Below are 15,014 nucleotides of genomic sequence, written 5' to 3'. Positions count from 1 at the left end.
TCCCCTGAGGGATCAGCGGAGGCCGCGGCGGTCGAGGAGAGGGGCGATCTCCGGGTCCCGGCCGCGGAAGGCCCGGAACGCCGCCATCGAGTCCACGCTGCCGCCCCGGGAGAGCAGGGCCGCACGGAAGGCGTCCCCGTTCTCCCGGCGCAGCCCGCCGTTCTCGCCGAACCACTCGACCGTGTCGGCGTCGAGCACCTCGCTCCAGATGTAGGAGTAGTAGCCGGCGCTGTAGCCGCCCGCCCAGATGTGGGCGAAGTACGTGCTGCGGTATCTCGGCGGGACGGCGGGCAGGTCCACCCCGGCGTCCCTGAGCGCCCGCCGCTCGAACTCCTCCACGTCTTCGTCGCCGTCGTACGCCGTGTGCCAGGCCCAGTCGAGCAGGGTCGCGGCGAGGTACTCCAGCGTGGCGAAGCCCTGGCCGAACTTCTGGGTCTCCAGCATCCGGTCGACGAGGTCGCGCGGCATCGGCTCGCCCGTCTCGTGGTGCCGCGCGTACTCCGCCAGGATCTCCGGATGCGTCGCCCACATCTCGTTGACCTGCGAGGGATACTCCACGAAGTCGCGCGGCACGGCCGTACCGGAGAACCGGGGGAACCGCACGTCGGAGAACAGGCCGTGCAGCGCGTGCCCGAACTCGTGGAACATCGTGTTGACCTCGTCGAACGTCATGAGGGTCGGCTCGCCCCTGACGATGTTGAGGTTGTTGACCACCACCGGCCGGGTGCCCTCCAGGCCCGACTGCTTCACGAGGCTGTTCATCCACGCCCCGCCCCGCTTGGACGCCCTGGTGTGGAAGTCGCCCAGGAACAGGCCCAGCGGCGAGCCGTCCTCGTCCCGCACCTCGAAGACCCGCACCTCCGGGTGGTAGCCCCGCAGGTCCGGGCGCTCGTGGAAGGTGACGCCGTAGAGGCGCGTCGCCGCGTTGAAGACGCCCTTCTCCAGCACGGTGTTCAGCTCGAAGTACGGCCGCATGCGGCGGCTGTCGATGTCGTGGCGGGCCTTGCGCACCTTCTCCGCGTAGAACGCCCAGTCCCACGGCTCGATCGGGTGCCCGGCGATCTCCTCCAGGTCCGCCTGCTCCTTGCGGGCGTTGGCCACCGCGGGCGGCACGAGCCGGTCCAGCATCTCGGTCACGGCCCGTGTCGTGCCCGCGGTCTGGTCGGCCAGGACGTACTCCGCGTGGTTCTCGTAGCCGAGCAGCCGCGCCCGCTCCCGGCGCAGGGCGGCCATCTCCCTGATGAGGCCGGCGTTCCCGGCGCCGCGTCCGGAGGAGGCGCGGTAGATCCGCTCGCGCAGGGACCGGTCGGTCAGCTCGGCCAGGGCGGGCTGACCGGTGGGCAGGACCAGCGAGATCAGGTAGCTGCCGTCCAGGCCGCGCTCCCCGGCCTGGTCGGCGAGCGCCTGGACGGCGTCCGGCGAGAGCCCGTCGAGCTCGGCGACGTCCTCGACCACCACCGCGCGCTCGTTGGTGTCGGCGAGCAGGTTCTGCTGGAACGTGGTCCCGAGGGCCGAGAGCCGCTCGTTGATCTCCCTGAGCCGGTCCTGGTCCCGCTCGTCAAGCGTGGCGCCCGCGCGGGTGAAATCGGTGAGGTAGCGCTTCAGCAGCCACCGCTGCTCCTCGTCGGCCGCCTCGACCGCCTGGACGCGCTCGAACAGCCTCCGGTCGAGGTGGATCGCGTCGGCGTGCTGGGCGAGCCTGGGCGTGACGGCCTGCTGGATCTCCTGCACGCCCGGAGTGGTGTCGGACGACGCCTGGTTGAAGAACACCGCCGAGACGCGGTCGAGCAGCCCGCCCGACCTCTCCATCGCCTCGATGGTGTTCTCGAACGTCGGAGGCTCCGGGTTCGCGGCGATCGCCTCGACCTCCGCGAGGTGCTCGGCCATGCCCTGCTCGAACGCCGGCGCGTAGTGCTCCTCCCTGATCTCCTCGAACGGAGGCAGCCCGTACGGCAGGTCGCTGGGGCTGAGGAAGGGGTTCGCGGCCGAGGTCATGGCGGGCGGCTCCTCACGTGGCGCTGGCGTTTGTCCCAGCCTCGCACAGAAGCGCCGGGGCCTTCGCCCGGGAGGATCGGATCACGAGATCGCGGGGCGCGCCGCAATCGTTTTGGTAGTGGGTCGCAAGCTGGGCTATCCTTTCGGAGTCGCAAGCGGGAGCCGCGAGGCCCCCGCGAGCAGATGGGGTATGGGGTAATTGGCAGCCCGACGGATTCTGGCTCCGTTAGTCTAGGTTCGAGTCCTGGTACCCCAGCTGGATCCCCCCAAGGGATTCTGCTGGAAGCAGCGCAGTGCATGGTCCCGTCGTCTAGTGGCCTAGGACGCCGCCCTCTCAAGGCGGTAACGGCGGTTCGAATCCGCTCGGGACTACTTCACTGCACTCGGCTCCGTCGTCTAGTGGCCTAGGACGCCGCCCTCTCAAGGCGGTAGCGCCGGTTCGAATCCGGTCGGGGCTACCTCACCGAAACCCTCGGCACCTCCCCGTGCCGGGGGTTTCGCCGTCACAGGGACTGGCGGCTCGTGTTTGACTTCAAGCGCTTGAGGGATGCTGTGCTGGTCGCATGACGAGCTTCACCATCCAGGACGTTTCCCGGCACAGCGGGCTGAGCGAGCCGACGCTGCGCTACTACGAAGAGGCCGGGCTGGTCGGGCCGATCGGCCGTGACGAGAGCAGCGGACATCGCCGCTACCAGGACGAGGACCTTGAGGTGATCGAGGTGCTGGCCTGCCTTCGCGCGGTCGGCATGGGCATCGAGGCCATGCGTACCTACCTGGCCAACCGCACGCGCGGGCGGGCCGCGGCGGCGGAGCAGCGCGACCTGCTGCTGCGACAGGCCGAGCGGATCGAGGCCGAGATCTCCGCTCAGCGCGCGCGGCTCGGCTACCTGCGCGAGAAGGCGGCCCTGTGGGACGCCCGCGACCGGGGCGACGCCGGCGCGGAGGCCGAGGCGATGCGGCGAGTCACGGACGCGGTGGGCCGTCTGGAGCTGCCGCGATGAGCCGGGTTCTGGTCACCGGCGGGTCCGGTTACCTGGGCACGCATCTGGTCGCCGCGCTGCTGCGGGCGGGTGGCGAGGTGCGTGCCACGGCGCGCTCGGCGTCCCGCGAGGCGGAGCTGCGCGCGGCGGTGCGTCGCGGCGGTGCCGACGACGCCGGCCTGGAGGTCGTCGCCGCGGAGCTGACGACCGACGACGGGTGGGCCGCCGCGCTGGCGGGTTGCGACGAGGTCCATCACGTCGCGTCGCCCATCCCCGTCGTCCAGCCGGAGGACCCCGACGAGCTGATCGTCCCCGCCCGTGACGGTGCGTTGCGGGTGCTGCGCGCCGCGCGGGACGCGGGCGTCCGGCGCGTCGTGCTCACCTCGTCCTTCGCCGCGGTCGGATACACCCCCAAGCCCGGCGCCGAGTTCACCGAGGCCGACTGGACCGACCCCGACATGCCGGGGCTGGCGCCCTACCCACGCTCGAAGACGCTCGCCGAGCGGGCCGCGTGGGACTGGATGAAGCGCGAAGGCGGCGACACAGAACTCGTCGTGGTCAACCCGACCGCCATCCTCGGGCCCACCCTGACGACCGGCCTGCGCTCCTCGACCCAGCTGGTCAAGGTGATGCTCGACGGGAGCATGAGCGTCGCGCCCCGGCAGCGCTTCGGCGTCGTCGACGTGCGCGACGTGGCCGACCTGCACATCCGCGCCATGGCCGCGCCCGAGGCCGCGGGCAAGCGCTTCCTGGCCGTCGCCGACGGTCCGGTGCTGAGCTTTCTGGAGGTGGCCGAGATCCTGCGCCGGCGGCTCGGTCCGCTCGCCGCGCGGGTTCCAACGCGGGAGGCGCCGGGAGACGAACCGCCACGGCCGGTCATCCACAACGATCGAGCCCGCGACGAGCTCGGATGGCGTCCGCGCCCCGCCGAGACGGCGATCGTGGAGACGGCCGAGAGCCTGCGCGAGCTCGGTCTGCTGGAGGCGGGGAGCTGACGGCGCGAGAGCCGCGGACGCGCGGCCCGGGGTTTCGCGTTGTGTGCCCTAGAGATGGCGGGCGCCGGCGTCCAGGCTGGAGACGGTCAGCACGCCGTCGATGCCGGCGAGTGCGGCGGTGAGGTCGCCGATCGAGCCGGGGCCGTGGACCGTCATGGAGACGGTGACCGTACGGCCCTCGCGGCGCTCACCGGGCTGTTCGAGCGACAGCTCGCTCACGGCGAAGTCGCGTGCGCCGCACTCGGTCAGGATCCGGGAGAACGCGCCGCGGCCGTCGATGTAGGACAGCCTCAGGGCATACGGCGTGTGCCGGGAGCGGGGGAACCGGGCGGCCAGCGGGGTGAGCCCGAGCATCACGATGAAGTGCCCAACGGTCGCCAGGGCGGCCAGCAGCCACAGACCGGCGCCCGCGGCCATGCCGACACCGGCGGTCAGCCAGACGGCGGCGGCGGTGGTCAGGCCCTTCACCGCGTCGCGCCGTATGAAGATCAGCCCGCCGCCGATGAAACCGATGCCGGAGATGATCTGGGCGGCCACCCGGGACGGGTCGAGTGTGACGTGCTCACTGAGGATGTCGGAGAAGCCGTGCTTGGACACGAGCATGAACAGCGCGGCCCCGAACCCCACGAGCGTGTGCGTGCGCAGCCCGGCGCTCTTCTGCCGGATCTCCCGTTCCGCCCCGATGGCGGCCGACAGCACCAGCGCGATGGCGAGGTCCACCGCCTGCTCCAGTTCCGGGACCGCCTCCACGGTCAGTGATACGGGCGTCACGAGAACCAGCCTAAGACCGGCCCCGGTCACCGGCCGGTCGTCCGAGCCCGTGAGCCCGGCCCGGCGCCGTGGCGGGGCCGGTGCCGTCCGTTCCGCCGGCGAACGTCCGGAGGATCCCGGCCGTCGTGGTGTCCACCGGCAGGAACGCCTCCAGTTTCAGCTCGGAAAGCGTGACGTCGACGGCGGTGGCGAAGGTCGTCACGGTCGTCATGAGACGCAGCTCGCCGAGCGAGGTGCGCAGGTGGAGCGGCACCGCGAAGCCGAGCTGCCCGGCGGACGGCTCCGGCGCGGGCACGTACCGCGTCAGCTCGTCGCGCAGCTCCGGCAGGTGACCCAGGCGCGTCAGGATGTGCCGGGCCCATTCGGCGAGGTTCCCTATGCGCGGCGCCAGGCCGCGCGGATGCAGCGCGAGGCGGTACACGTTCGCCCCGGCGCCGAGCAGCTCGGGATCCGCGCCCTCGGTGATCAGGCCGAAAGCCTCGTTCGCGGCGATCAGGCCGCCGTCGCGGTCCACGACCAGCGCGGGGTACGGCAGGTGCCCGCGCAGGATGTGGCCGATCGCCGTGCGCACCGGGGCGAGCACCGGGTCGTCGAGCGGGCTTTCCGGATAGGCGGGGGCGTACCCGGCCGCCACGAGCAGTTCGTTGCGCTCGCGCAGCGGCAGTTCGAGCCCTTCGGCGAGCCGTACGACCATGTTCCGGCCGGGCACGGACCTGCCGGACTCGATGAAGCTGAGGTGCCGCTGGGTGGTGCCCGCCCGCAGCGCCAGCTCCAGCTGGCTGAGGCGACGGCGGGTCCGGCGGTCGCGGAGCGCGCGGGGGAAGTCCACGGTGACCCTTCTAGCGGCATGTGCGGCGTCCCGGCCATTCCCTGCGGGGAATTGCCGCCCGCCCGCGCGGATCGCGAGCATCGCCGGCATGGACATCGGTGTACTGCTTCCGACCGGAACCGCCCAGTGGGGCGCGGACGGCGATCCCAGAGAGCTGGTCGCCCTCGGCCGCCAGGCGGAACGCGCGGGGTTCTCCTCGCTCTTCGTCAACGACTCCCTGATCAGCCCGCGCGTCGAGGCGCTGACCATGCTGGCGGCGCTCGCGCCGGCGACCGGCCACGTGACCCTGGGGACGGGCGCGCTGCTGCCCTTCCTGCGGCGGCCGATCCAGGCCGCCCAGTCCCTCGCGTCGATCGACCTGCTCAGCGGGGGCCGGCTGACGGTCGCGGTCGGCGCGGGGTTCCCCGGCCGGTTCGGCCGGCCGTTCTACACCCTGTCGGAGGTGCCGTGGGAGCGCCGCTTCACGCGGCTCGACGAGACCGTGGCGCTCTGGCGCGCACTGTGGAAGGGCGAGACCTCCTTCCACGGCGAGATCCTCCGATTCGACGACATCCCGCCCGCCACCCGGCCGTTCCGCCCCGGCGGGCCGCCGATCTGGCTCGGCGGCGCCACACCGGCCGCGCTCGCCCGCGCGGGACGGCACTACGACGGGTGGCTGCCCTATCCGCCCGACCCGGCCGACTACGCCGCCGGGCTCGCGGCCGTACGGGAAGCGGCGGGCACGGCGGGCCGGCGGCCCGAGGACGTCACCCCGGCCCTGTTCGTCTCCGTGTGGATCGACGAGGACGGACCCGAGGCCGGTCGCCGGGCCCTCGACGCGTACGCACGGGTCGCGTACGGCATGCCGCTGGAGGAACTGGAGCGGATCCAGGCGGTCGTCACCGGCACGGCCGATCAGGTGCTCGCGGGCCTGTGCCGCTACGTGGCCGCCGGGGCGCGGCACCTGGTCGTCCGCCTGGGCGCCCTGAGCCTGCACGGCCAGCGCGACCAGCTCGACCGGGTCGCCGAGCTGATCGCACCCCTCCGACGGGCCCGGCCGGAGCCGGAGGCCGGGCTCGCCTACGAAGGGGTGAGGCCGGTCATCGTCCCGAGCGCGCCTTGAACAGGGCCCGCTTGGCGGCCTTGCCCACCTGCTTGTCCGGGTGGGCCTCGTCGATGAGCTCCAGCAGCTCCTCCAGGTGCGGGTGCCGGACCTTCCAGATCACGTCGAGCAGCCCGATGAGCGTCGGCGCCGGGCCGATGTCGTGCAGGCTGGACACGAACTCCGGCCGGCCGAGCCCGGCGGAGATCGTCCACATGTCCAGGATCAGCCAGTGGGTGTCCGCCTGCGTGGGCTCGGGGGCGTCCTCGACGTCCATCTGGGTGAGGTGCGTCGCGGCGTACGGCCGCAGGGACGGCTCCTTCAGCGCCTCCTGCCAGGCCGGTATGGCGGCCTCGCCCAGCGAGCCCACCAGGCTGGCCGCCTGCACCCGGACGAGGGCGTCCGCCTCCTCCTCGGCGGCGGCGCCCAGCAGCTCGGCGGCGGCCCGCGCCGGGTCGCGCAGGGCGAGCCAGGCGGCGAACTCCTCGTCTGCCTCCTCCTCGGACATGTCCGCGCTGAACGACAGCAGGTCGAGGGCGGTCATCGCGTCGATCGCGGGCCGGGCGTCGACCTCGATGTCCTCGTCGTCCAGCAGGTGGACGAGGCCCTCGGCGCCGAGCGGCGTCAGGGTCACCGTGTCGTTCTCGACGGTCACCATGCCGTACCCGGTCAGCCAGGCGAGGACGGAGGCGAGCGGGTCGCCCGCGGCGGCCCAGGCGTCGGCGCCGAGATCGTCGTACTCGGCCGCCGCCTCGGCCAGTTCCTCACGCAGCTCGGGCACCCGCCGGCCGCCCCCCGCCAGCAGCAGGCGGACGAGCAGCGCGCGGGTCAGGCCGGACAGGGCCAGCGTGAGGTCGTCGTCGTCCAGCTCGGGGTCGCCGTAGTCGACCGAGTGCAGGCCGAGCATCCAGACGTCGAGGACGTCGTCGTCGTCCTCGTAGGGCCAGCCCTCGGTGTCGGAGTCGACGCTGACCGTGTCGTCGCCGTCGGGGGCGAGGAACTCCAGGTCGATGGCGAGGTTCCACAGGTTCCAGATGTTGCGCGGATCGGACAGGCCGATCGTGCGCACGGCCTCGTCCACCTCGGCCTCGCCGAGCAGGGTCTCCTCGCCCACCTTGCGCCCGGTGCCGACCCACAGCGCCAGGTCGCGGGCCTGGGCGATGAGCGTGACCCCGCGCGCCGCCTCGGCCAGCTCGACGTCGGGGCGCAGCCGGACCGTGGGCAGCGCCGCGATCTCGTCGGCGAACGGCTCGAAGTCGCCGAGGCCCTCGTCGGACCCCTCCTCGTCGAGCTCGTCCTCCTCCTCGTCCCAGTCGCGTTCGGCGATGACGTCCTCCATCGCCTCCACGAAGTCGTCCTCGACCTCGTCCAGCTCGGCCAGCAGGGTCTCCAGGGAGGCCGAGCCGGGCGTGAGCCGTCCGGTGCCGGACAGGAAGGTCAGGTACGCCCGGACGGCCGGGATCATCCCGTCCGCCGCGGCGTCGGGGTCCTCCACGACCTGGGGCATGCGTTCGAGGAGGATCGTGCGCAGATCGCCGCGCTTCCAGAGCCCGACGTCGGTACGGGCGATCAGGCGATGCCACAGTGCCACCGGACCCACGAGATCGGGGTCGCTGCCCGGCGCGTTGCCCGGCGTCCAGAGGATGAATTCTTGGAGCAGGGGGCGCAGTTCAGCGGCGGCTGCCTCGATGCGATCTGTCACCCCGCCAGCCTAGGGCTATCGGGAGGCCGCTCTCCAATCAGTTCGGCCCCTCAGTTGCACCGGTTCGCGCGTTCAGTTCGCCCGGCGCATGGCCTCGGTGATCCGCTCGGCCGCGGTGACGACCGGCGCGGCGTGCATGCGGCCGGGCGTACGGGTCAGCCGCTCGATGGGCCCGGACACGGAGACCGCGGCGATCACCTTGCCGCCCGCGCCGCGGATGGGCGCCGACACGCTCGCCACGCCCTGCTCGCGCTCGCCGACGCTGTGCGCCCAGCCCCTCCTGCGTACGCTCGCGAGCGTGGCGGCGGTGAACTTGGCGCCGCGCAGGCCGCGGTGCAGCCGGTCGGGCTCCTCCCAGGCGAGCAGGATCTGCGCGGCGGACCCGGCGGTCATGGGCAGCGCAGAGCCGACGGGCACGGTGTCGCGCAGGCCGCTCGCGCGCTCGGCGGCGGCCACGCAGACCCGCTCGTCGCCCTGGCGGCGGTAGAGTTGGGCACTCTCCCCGGTGAGGTCGCGGAGCTGGATGAGCACCGGCCCGGCGACGGCCAGCAGGCGGTCCTCGCCCGCGGCGGTGGACAGCTCCGAGAGCCGGGGGCCGAGGATGAAGCGGCCCTGCGTGTCGCGGGAGACGATGCGGTGGTGCTCCAGGGCGACCGCCAGCCGGTGGGCCGTGGGCCTGGCCAGACCGGTCGCCTGGACGAGCTGTGCCAGGGAAGCGGGGCCCGCCTCCAGGGCGTTTAGCACGAGAACCGCCTTGTCGAGTACTCCGACCCCGCTAGAGTTGTCCATACCCCGATACTGCCGTCTCGCCATACGAGATGCAAACGCAATGGTGGGGATAACTAGATAGACTGTCCATATCCCGATATATCCGTCTCATCATGAGAGACATTGCCGGGGGCCTGAGCGCGAGGAGGCGTCAACCATGGGTCGAACACTGGCTGAGAAGGTCTGGGAGCAGCACGTCGTACGCCGGGCCGAGGGCGAGCCCGACCTGCTCTACATCGACCTGCACCTCATCCACGAGGTGACCAGCCCGCAGGCGTTCGACGGCCTGCGCATGGCCGGCCGTCCCGTGCGCCGTCCCGAGCTCACGATCGCCACCGAGGACCACAACGTGCCGACCGTGCTCGGGCCGATCGCCGACCCGGTGTCGCGCGCGCAGGTCGAGACGCTGCGCAAGAACGCCGCCGAGTTCGGTGTCCGCCTGCACCCGATGGGCGACGCCGGCCAGGGCGTGGTGCACATCATCGGCCCGCAGTTCGGGCTGACCCAGCCCGGCATGACCATCGTCTGCGGCGACTCGCACACCTCGACCCACGGCGCGTTCGGGGCCATCGCGTTCGGCATCGGCACCTCCGAGGTCGAGCACGTGCTGGCCACCCAGACGCTGCCCGCCTACCGGCCTAAGACGATGGCCATCGAGGTCAAGGGCGAGCTTCCGGTCGGCGTGACCGCCAAGGACCTGATCCTCGCGATCATCGCGAAGATCGGCACCGGCGGCGGGCAGGGTCACATCGTCGAGTACCGCGGCGAGGCCGTGCGCAGGCTCTCCATGGAGGGCCGCATGACCGTCTGCAACATGTCGATCGAGGCCGGCGCGCGGGCGGGCCTGATCGCCCCCGACGAGACCACGTTCGAGTACCTGCGCGGCCGTGCGCACGCGCCTTCCGGCGAGGCCTGGGACCGGGCGGTCGAGTACTGGAAGACGCTGCGCACCGACGACGACGCCGTGTTCGACAAGGTCGTGGAGATCGACGCCGCGACCCTCACGCCGTTCGTCACCTGGGGCACCAACCCGGGGCAGGGCGCGCCGCTCGGCGCCGCCGTGCCGTCGCCCGAGCAGTTCGCCGACCCGGTCGAGCGGGCCGCCGCCGAGCGGGCGCTGGAGTACATGGGCCTCACCGCCGGCACGCCGCTGCGCGACGTCCAGGTCGACACGGTCTTCGTGGGATCGTGCACCAACGGCCGCATCGAGGACCTGCGCGCCGCCGCCGAGATCCTGCGCGGCCGCTCGGTCGTCACCCGTACGCTGATCGTCCCGGGCTCCATGGGGGTCAAGAAGGCCGCGGAGGAGGAGGGCCTGCACGAGGTCTTCACGGCGGCCGGCGCCGAGTGGCGCGAGGCCGGCTGCTCGATGTGCCTCGGCATGAACCCCGACACGCTGAAGCCGGGCGAGCGCAGCGCCTCGACCTCCAACCGCAACTTCGAGGGCCGCCAGGGCAAGGGCGGGCGCACCCATCTCGTGTCGCCGCAGGTCGCGGCCGCGACTGCGGTGACCGGCCGGCTGACCGCCCCCGCCGACCTCTAGTCCGCCCACGTCCCAGGAGAAGATCATCATGGACGCCTTCACCACGCACACCGGCCGGGCCGTGCCGCTGCGCCGCAGCAACGTGGACACCGACCAGATCATCCCGGCCGTCTGGCTCAAGCAGGTCAGCCGTACGGGCTTCGAGAAGGGCCTGTTCGCCGCCTGGCGGGAGGACCCGTCGTTCGTGCTCAACGACCCGGCGTACGAGGGCGCGTCGATCCTCGTCTCCGGGCCCGACTTCGGCACCGGCTCCTCGCGTGAGCACGCCGTCTGGGCCCTGCAGCAATACGGCTTCCGCGCCGTGATCGCCTCGCGGTTCGGCGACATCTTCCGCAACAACTCCACCAAGATGGGCCTGCTGCCGGTCGTCCTGCCCGAGGACGTCGTCAAGAGCCTGCAGGACGCGGTGGAGGCCGACCCGAAGACGGAGATCACCGTCGACCTCGTGGAACGCCAGGTGCGCGCGGGGGACCTGGTCGCGTCGTTCGAGATCGACGACTACACCCGCTGGCGGCTGCTGGAGGGCCTCGACGACATCGGCCTGACCCTGCGTCACGCGGACGCCATCGAGGAGTACGAGAATGGGCGGCAGCCATGGCTGCCGACGACCGTCTGAACGAGCCTCAGACCGAAGACGCGCTGCTGGCGCGGCGACTGCGTGATGCGCACCGCCGCGTCAGGGCGTTAGCCTTACCACAGGAGGAGCAGGCCCGCCTGGCGCGACGGCTGCTTGCTATCTGTGACGTGGCAAAGCGGGACATAGCCCATGCGGCCGCCCGGCTGGACGTCTTCATCGCCTATCTGGACGGCGCATCCGACACGCCGAGCAGGCGAAACATGCCCCCCGGTGATTGAGTCCCGCGACCTCGTCCCCTAATTTCAAGCGCGTAAGGGGGAGGAACCGAAATGAACAAGAAGGAACTCGTCGACGCGATCACGGATCGTGTCGGTGACAAGAAGACGGCCACCGAGGCCGTCAACGCCGTCCTCGACGCCATCCAGGGTGCCGTCGCCAGTGGCGACAAGGTCTCGATCACCGGCTTCGGCGCCTTCGAGATGGTGCACAAGCCCGCCCGTACGGCTCGCAACCCCTCCACAGGCGACCCGATCAAGGTGGAGGAGAGCTGGGCGCCAAGGTTCCGCCCTGGCGCGGACTTCAAGGAGCAGGTCAACGCGGGCGGCAAGGCCGCCAAGAAGAAGTAGCCGGCCCGCGGGGTCCGGCGACGGCCGGCCCTGTGGTCGTCGCCGGCGTTGTCGTCTCTGCAAGGGCGTTCCGGCAGGAACGTTCAAGCAGGATCGTTCAAGCAAGGCTCACGCAGGTTCAGCACTGTGGACGGCGCTCGGGTTCCCGGGCGCCGTTCGTCTTGTGCCCGTCATGACGGGGTAAACAGCGCGAAACTCCACCCTGAACTGCGCAAACGTGTGCAACCATCGGGAAAGCGAATCGCCGGGGCGCCTCCCGGACCCCCGGTGGTCCGCGCGCGATGCGACCGGGGGATTGAGTCAGTGCACGTCGGCCACGAACGAGAGACCAGCCGCATTCCACTGGACCTGTTCGACCAGGCGCCGGTCGGGGTCCTGGTGACCCGGGGCGAGGATCATCGGCTCGTCTACACGAACGCCGCCGTCGCCGCCATGTTCGGCGAGCGGCCGGACGGTGAGTGGTCGGTCGACGGGTGGACGTGCGGCGACCGTGCGGCCGTCGGGTGGCCGGCCGGGACGCCCGTCCGGGAGGCCCTCCCCGGCCTCGTCCGGCGGCTCTCGCCCGGCACGCTCGGCCACGTTTTGGAGACGGGGGAGGCGGCGTGCCTCGACGAGGTCGTCGTCACGGTGACCGGTCCCGGTGGCGCGTCCCGCGAGGGCTCCTTCCGCCTGAGCCTGTCCAGGGTGCCCCTCACGTGCGGGGAGAACGGCCTGCTGGCGGTGGTCCAGGAGATCACGGCGCATCTCGCCGCCGCCCGGCGCGTCCGGGTCATGGAGAAGGAGTGGCGCCGCATCCAGCGCCGCTACCAGAGCATGGTGTGGGCGGACGCGCACCTGGTGTGGGTGACCGGCCCGCACGGCGAGGCCAGGGAGATGAGCCAGGGCTGGCAGCGGCTGACGGGGCAGAGCGTGGAGGAGAGCCTCGGCGACGGGTGGTTCCGCGCCGTCCACCCCGAGGACCGCGCGGCCGCCGTCGAGTCCTGGGACAGGGCCACCGAACAGGCCGTCTCGCTCTACGAGCAGATCTACCGCGTCCGCACCCCCGACGGCCGTTACCGTCACGTCCGCTACCGGGCCGTGCCCGTGCACGAGGACGGCGAGGTGGTGGAGTGGGTGGGCGCCTCCACCGACGTCGAGCAGGAGTGGCAGGAGGCCCGGCGTCGCCGGCTGCTGGACCGCGCCGCCGCCGCGGCGAGCGACATCTCCAACCTGGAGGAGATGTGCCAGGAGTTCGCCAACGTGATCGTGCCGGAGCTGGCCGACTCGTGCTACGTCTACCTGCTGCCCGAGGCGATCGGCGCGCCGCCCGCGTCGATCGTCACCGAGCGCGTCGCCTCCGCCGTACGGGAGGGGCTGCCGAGCCTGCCGGCGCGGCGTAAGGAGTACCACCCCGCCGACAGCGGGTTCGTACGCGCGGTGCGGCGGCGCCGGCCCCTGCAGGCGGCCTTCCCGCCGGGACGGCCGCCGTTCCCCTGCGCCGACAACGTGACGGCCTGGATCGAGGAGGCCGGGGAGCACAGCCTGGCCATCATGCCGGTCGTCGTCGAGGGCGAGGTGGCGACGGTGGTCGTGACCGGCGTCTGCGGGGACCGCCCTCCCATCGCGCCGGACGACGTCCGGTTGATGCGGGAGATGCTCGACCACACGCACGACGCGGTCAGCAAGGCCCTGCGGTTCCGGCGCAACCAGAGGGTGGCGCTGGCCCTGCAGCACAGCCTGCTGGCGGAGCCGCCCCGGGTGCCCGGCCTGGAGATCGCCGCGCGCTACCAGGCGAGCCCGACCGCCGCGGAGATCGGCGGAGACTGGTACGACGCGTTCGTGCCGTCCGGCGGCGCCCTCGACCTCGTGATCGGTGACGTGGCCGGGCACGACCTCGCCGCGGCCGTGTGCATGAGCCAGGTGCGGAACATGCTGCGGGCGCTCGCCGTCGACCGCGACGAGTCTCCCGGGAACGTCCTGCGGCGGCTCAACGCCGCCCTGGAGACCCTGAACGGCGAGAGCACCGCGACCTGCGTCCTGACCCGCGCCGAGAGGGACGAGGAGGGCGGCTGGCGGCTGGCCTACTCGGTGGCCGGGCATCCGCCGCCGTTGCTGGTGACCGGCGACGGGCGGAGCCGCTTCCTGCGCGACGCGCGCAACCCCCTCCTCGGCCTGGACCACGGCAGGCCGTGGGCCAGCGCCGTGGAGATGCTGCCGCCGCACGCCACTCTGCTGCTCTACACCGACGGCCTCGTCGAACGGCGGGGCGAGGACATCGGCGACGGGCTCGAACGGCTGCGGCGGTGCGCCGAGCAGCTCGCCCGCGCACCCCTGGGCCGGTTCTGCGACGAACTGCTCACCGGGATGCCCCTGACGGGAGAGGACGACATCGCCATGATCGCCCTGCGCCTGCCGTCGGCCTAAGAGCTCCTAACGCAATGAGCTGAGGCGGCGCCAGCAGATGAGGGCGCAGCCGATGCTGAGGAAGGCGCGGTGGATGTCCTCGCGGACTTCCCAGCGGATGCGCAGTCTGCGAGTCCGTCTCGCCGGTCAGGGCCATTCGAGGCGGACAAGGAGGGTTTCACGCTGCTCTTCGAGGACGACGTAGGTGGCCAAGCCGCGCTCGCCGAAGGCATGGGTCAGCATGTTTGATCTCGGCTTCGCCCGGTTGTACGGTTCTCCGCTCCACGGAGCGGTCTCCAGCAGCGTGAACAACTCCGCGAGTGGGCGCAGCGCCTCGTCGGGTAGTGCGGTGATCTGCTCTTCGGCAACCGGCGCTGTACACCTACACGTCGATTCCACGGGCGGCGAGGATCTCGCGCCACGGCTTGCCCTCGGGACGGGGTCCTCCGGCCAGCACCTGCTCGGCCCGGTCGTGCATCTGCCGCCGGCCCTCAGGGTCGCGTACGGAGTCGCAGGCGGAGATCCACCACCGATGCACGAACGCGTCAAGCGTCCCCAGATCAAGGCTGACCCGCACCTCGTCGAGCACCGCCTTAAGGCCGTGCCGGGCGTCGGGGCCGTAAGCGACTGAGGTGGAAGCCCGATCATCCCGCCCACGTGGGAGCAGGCCCCAACTCCGTCAGGACAATCCGGCTCACCGGCCGAGCGGATCGCCCGGACGCCCAGGCGACCTGGGCGCCGCTCGCCGGTTGCGCGGCCTCTCAC

At 72.0% G+C, this 15,014-nt stretch carries 15 protein-coding genes and 3 tRNA genes; 11 read left to right on the top strand and 7 right to left on the bottom strand.

The features are described 5' to 3' along the window. Positions 1-12 precede the first annotated feature (12 nt). Complete coding sequence (locus tag FED44_RS33050; RefSeq protein WP_111698120.1) at positions 13-1,995, bottom strand: M3 family metallopeptidase; 1,983 nt, start codon at positions 1,993-1,995, stop codon at positions 13-15. A gap of 184 nt (positions 1,996-2,179) precedes the next feature. On the opposite strand from FED44_RS33050, the gene FED44_RS33045 reads away from it, so the two are divergent. The 5 genes from FED44_RS33045 to FED44_RS33025 all read left to right on the top strand — a co-directional run bounded on the left by FED44_RS33045 (position 2,180) and on the right by FED44_RS33025 (position 3,970). Further along, positions 2,180-2,251 (top strand) — tRNA-Gln (locus tag FED44_RS33045). A 43-nt stretch (positions 2,252-2,294) separates the two neighbouring features. Beyond that, positions 2,295-2,367: transfer RNA gene (locus FED44_RS33040), tRNA-Glu, on the top strand. A 13-nt stretch (positions 2,368-2,380) separates the two neighbouring features. Beyond that, positions 2,381-2,453 (top strand) — tRNA-Glu (locus FED44_RS33035). 105 nt (positions 2,454-2,558) lie between these two features. After that, the gene (locus tag FED44_RS33030; protein WP_111698121.1) at positions 2,559-2,996 is read left to right on the top strand and encodes a MerR family transcriptional regulator; all 438 of its coding nucleotides are present in this window, start codon (positions 2,559-2,561) and stop codon (positions 2,994-2,996) included. After that, positions 2,993-3,970, top strand: a complete 978-nt coding sequence (locus tag FED44_RS33025; RefSeq protein WP_138463126.1) for an SDR family oxidoreductase — start codon at positions 2,993-2,995, stop codon at positions 3,968-3,970. Before FED44_RS33030 ends, FED44_RS33025 begins: the two co-directional genes overlap by 4 nt. A 48-nt stretch (positions 3,971-4,018) precedes the next feature. Here FED44_RS33025 and FED44_RS33020 read toward each other — a convergent pair whose 3' ends face one another. Further along, positions 4,019-4,741, bottom strand: coding sequence for an MgtC/SapB family protein (locus tag FED44_RS33020; RefSeq protein WP_244302472.1), 723 nt, complete (start codon positions 4,739-4,741; stop codon positions 4,019-4,021). A 10-nt stretch (positions 4,742-4,751) separates the two neighbouring features. After that, positions 4,752-5,570, bottom strand: a complete 819-nt coding sequence (locus FED44_RS33015; protein ID WP_138463125.1) for a helix-turn-helix domain-containing protein — start codon at positions 5,568-5,570, stop codon at positions 4,752-4,754. Positions 5,571-5,658: 88 nt separating this feature from the next. Here FED44_RS33015 and FED44_RS33010 point away from each other — a divergent pair, with 88 nt between their 5' ends. Then, positions 5,659-6,672, top strand: a complete 1,014-nt coding sequence (locus FED44_RS33010) for an LLM class flavin-dependent oxidoreductase (RefSeq protein WP_138463124.1) — start codon at positions 5,659-5,661, stop codon at positions 6,670-6,672. On the opposite strand, the gene FED44_RS33005 is transcribed toward FED44_RS33010, so the two are convergent. Next, the gene (locus tag FED44_RS33005) at positions 6,650-8,353 is read right to left on the bottom strand and encodes a hypothetical protein (RefSeq protein ID WP_138463123.1); all 1,704 of its coding nucleotides are present in this window, start codon (positions 8,351-8,353) and stop codon (positions 6,650-6,652) included. The genes FED44_RS33010 and FED44_RS33005 overlap by 23 nt on opposite strands. 72 nt (positions 8,354-8,425) lie before the next feature. Beyond that, on the bottom strand, positions 8,426-9,142 hold the full coding sequence (locus FED44_RS33000; protein ID WP_111698126.1) for an IclR family transcriptional regulator: 717 nt from the start codon (positions 9,140-9,142) through the stop codon (positions 8,426-8,428). Positions 9,143-9,278: 136 nt separating this feature from the next. Between FED44_RS33000 and leuC the strand changes: the two genes are divergently transcribed. From leuC to FED44_RS32975, 5 genes are all read left to right on the top strand, one after another. Further along, positions 9,279-10,664 carry a 3-isopropylmalate dehydratase large subunit gene (leuC, locus tag FED44_RS32995; RefSeq protein WP_111698127.1) on the top strand — a complete coding sequence of 462 codons (1,386 nt, stop codon included), beginning with the start codon at positions 9,279-9,281 and terminating at the stop codon, positions 10,662-10,664. A 28-nt stretch (positions 10,665-10,692) separates the two neighbouring features. Continuing rightward, a complete protein-coding gene (leuD, locus tag FED44_RS32990) occupies positions 10,693-11,280 on the top strand; it encodes a 3-isopropylmalate dehydratase small subunit (RefSeq protein WP_111698128.1) in 588 nt (195 codons plus the stop codon). Further along, positions 11,259-11,519, top strand: coding sequence for an SCO5555 family protein (locus FED44_RS32985; protein WP_111698129.1), 261 nt, complete (start codon positions 11,259-11,261; stop codon positions 11,517-11,519). The genes leuD and FED44_RS32985 overlap by 22 nt, the downstream gene beginning before the upstream one ends. A 51-nt stretch (positions 11,520-11,570) precedes the next feature. Beyond that, positions 11,571-11,867 (top strand): HU family DNA-binding protein, encoded by a 297-nt coding sequence (locus FED44_RS32980; RefSeq protein WP_111698130.1) that lies wholly within the window; start codon positions 11,571-11,573, stop codon positions 11,865-11,867. Between the two features lie 303 nt (positions 11,868-12,170). Then, positions 12,171-14,270, top strand: a complete 2,100-nt coding sequence (locus FED44_RS32975; protein ID WP_208759310.1) for a SpoIIE family protein phosphatase — start codon at positions 12,171-12,173, stop codon at positions 14,268-14,270. A 126-nt stretch (positions 14,271-14,396) separates the two neighbouring features. Here the strand turns inward: FED44_RS32975 and FED44_RS32965 are convergent, their stop codons facing one another. Both FED44_RS32965 and FED44_RS32960 read right to left on the bottom strand, forming a co-directional pair. Beyond that, positions 14,397-14,648: a hypothetical protein gene (locus FED44_RS32965; protein ID WP_138463122.1), complete on the bottom strand. Its 252-nt coding sequence runs from the start codon at positions 14,646-14,648 to the stop codon at positions 14,397-14,399. Beyond that, positions 14,632-14,838: a DUF6247 family protein gene (locus tag FED44_RS32960; protein ID WP_244302471.1), complete on the bottom strand. Its 207-nt coding sequence runs from the start codon at positions 14,836-14,838 to the stop codon at positions 14,632-14,634. Before FED44_RS32960 ends, FED44_RS32965 begins: the two co-directional genes overlap by 17 nt. Positions 14,839-15,014: the final 176 nt, after the last annotated feature.

The sequence above is a fragment of the Microbispora triticiradicis genome, assembly GCF_005864065.1.
Classification (GTDB): domain Bacteria; phylum Actinomycetota; class Actinomycetes; order Streptosporangiales; family Streptosporangiaceae; genus Microbispora; species Microbispora triticiradicis.
The sequence above is the reverse complement of the archived record's forward strand: the minus strand, read 5'-3'. Positions and strand labels throughout refer to the sequence as shown.

Excerpts from the sequence above, each read along its gene's own strand:
- leuD (WP_111698128.1), top strand. The coding sequence starts at position 10,693 with ATGGACGCCTTCACCACGCACACCGGCCGGGCCGTGCCGCTGCGCCGC.
- FED44_RS33030 (WP_111698121.1), top strand. The coding sequence starts at position 2,559 with ATGACGAGCTTCACCATCCAGGACGTTTCCCGGCACAGCGGGCTGAGC.
- FED44_RS33050 (WP_111698120.1), bottom strand. The coding sequence starts at position 1,995 with ATGACCTCGGCCGCGAACCCCTTCCTCAGCCCCAGCGACCTGCCGTAC.
- FED44_RS33025 (WP_138463126.1), top strand. The coding sequence starts at position 2,993 with ATGAGCCGGGTTCTGGTCACCGGCGGGTCCGGTTACCTGGGCACGCAT.
- FED44_RS32985 (WP_111698129.1), top strand. The coding sequence starts at position 11,259 with ATGGCTGCCGACGACCGTCTGAACGAGCCTCAGACCGAAGACGCGCTG.
- FED44_RS33010 (WP_138463124.1), top strand. The coding sequence starts at position 5,659 with ATGGACATCGGTGTACTGCTTCCGACCGGAACCGCCCAGTGGGGCGCG.
- FED44_RS33000 (WP_111698126.1), bottom strand. The coding sequence starts at position 9,142 with ATGGACAACTCTAGCGGGGTCGGAGTACTCGACAAGGCGGTTCTCGTG.
- leuC (WP_111698127.1), top strand. The coding sequence starts at position 9,279 with ATGGGTCGAACACTGGCTGAGAAGGTCTGGGAGCAGCACGTCGTACGC.
- FED44_RS32980 (WP_111698130.1), top strand. The coding sequence starts at position 11,571 with ATGAACAAGAAGGAACTCGTCGACGCGATCACGGATCGTGTCGGTGAC.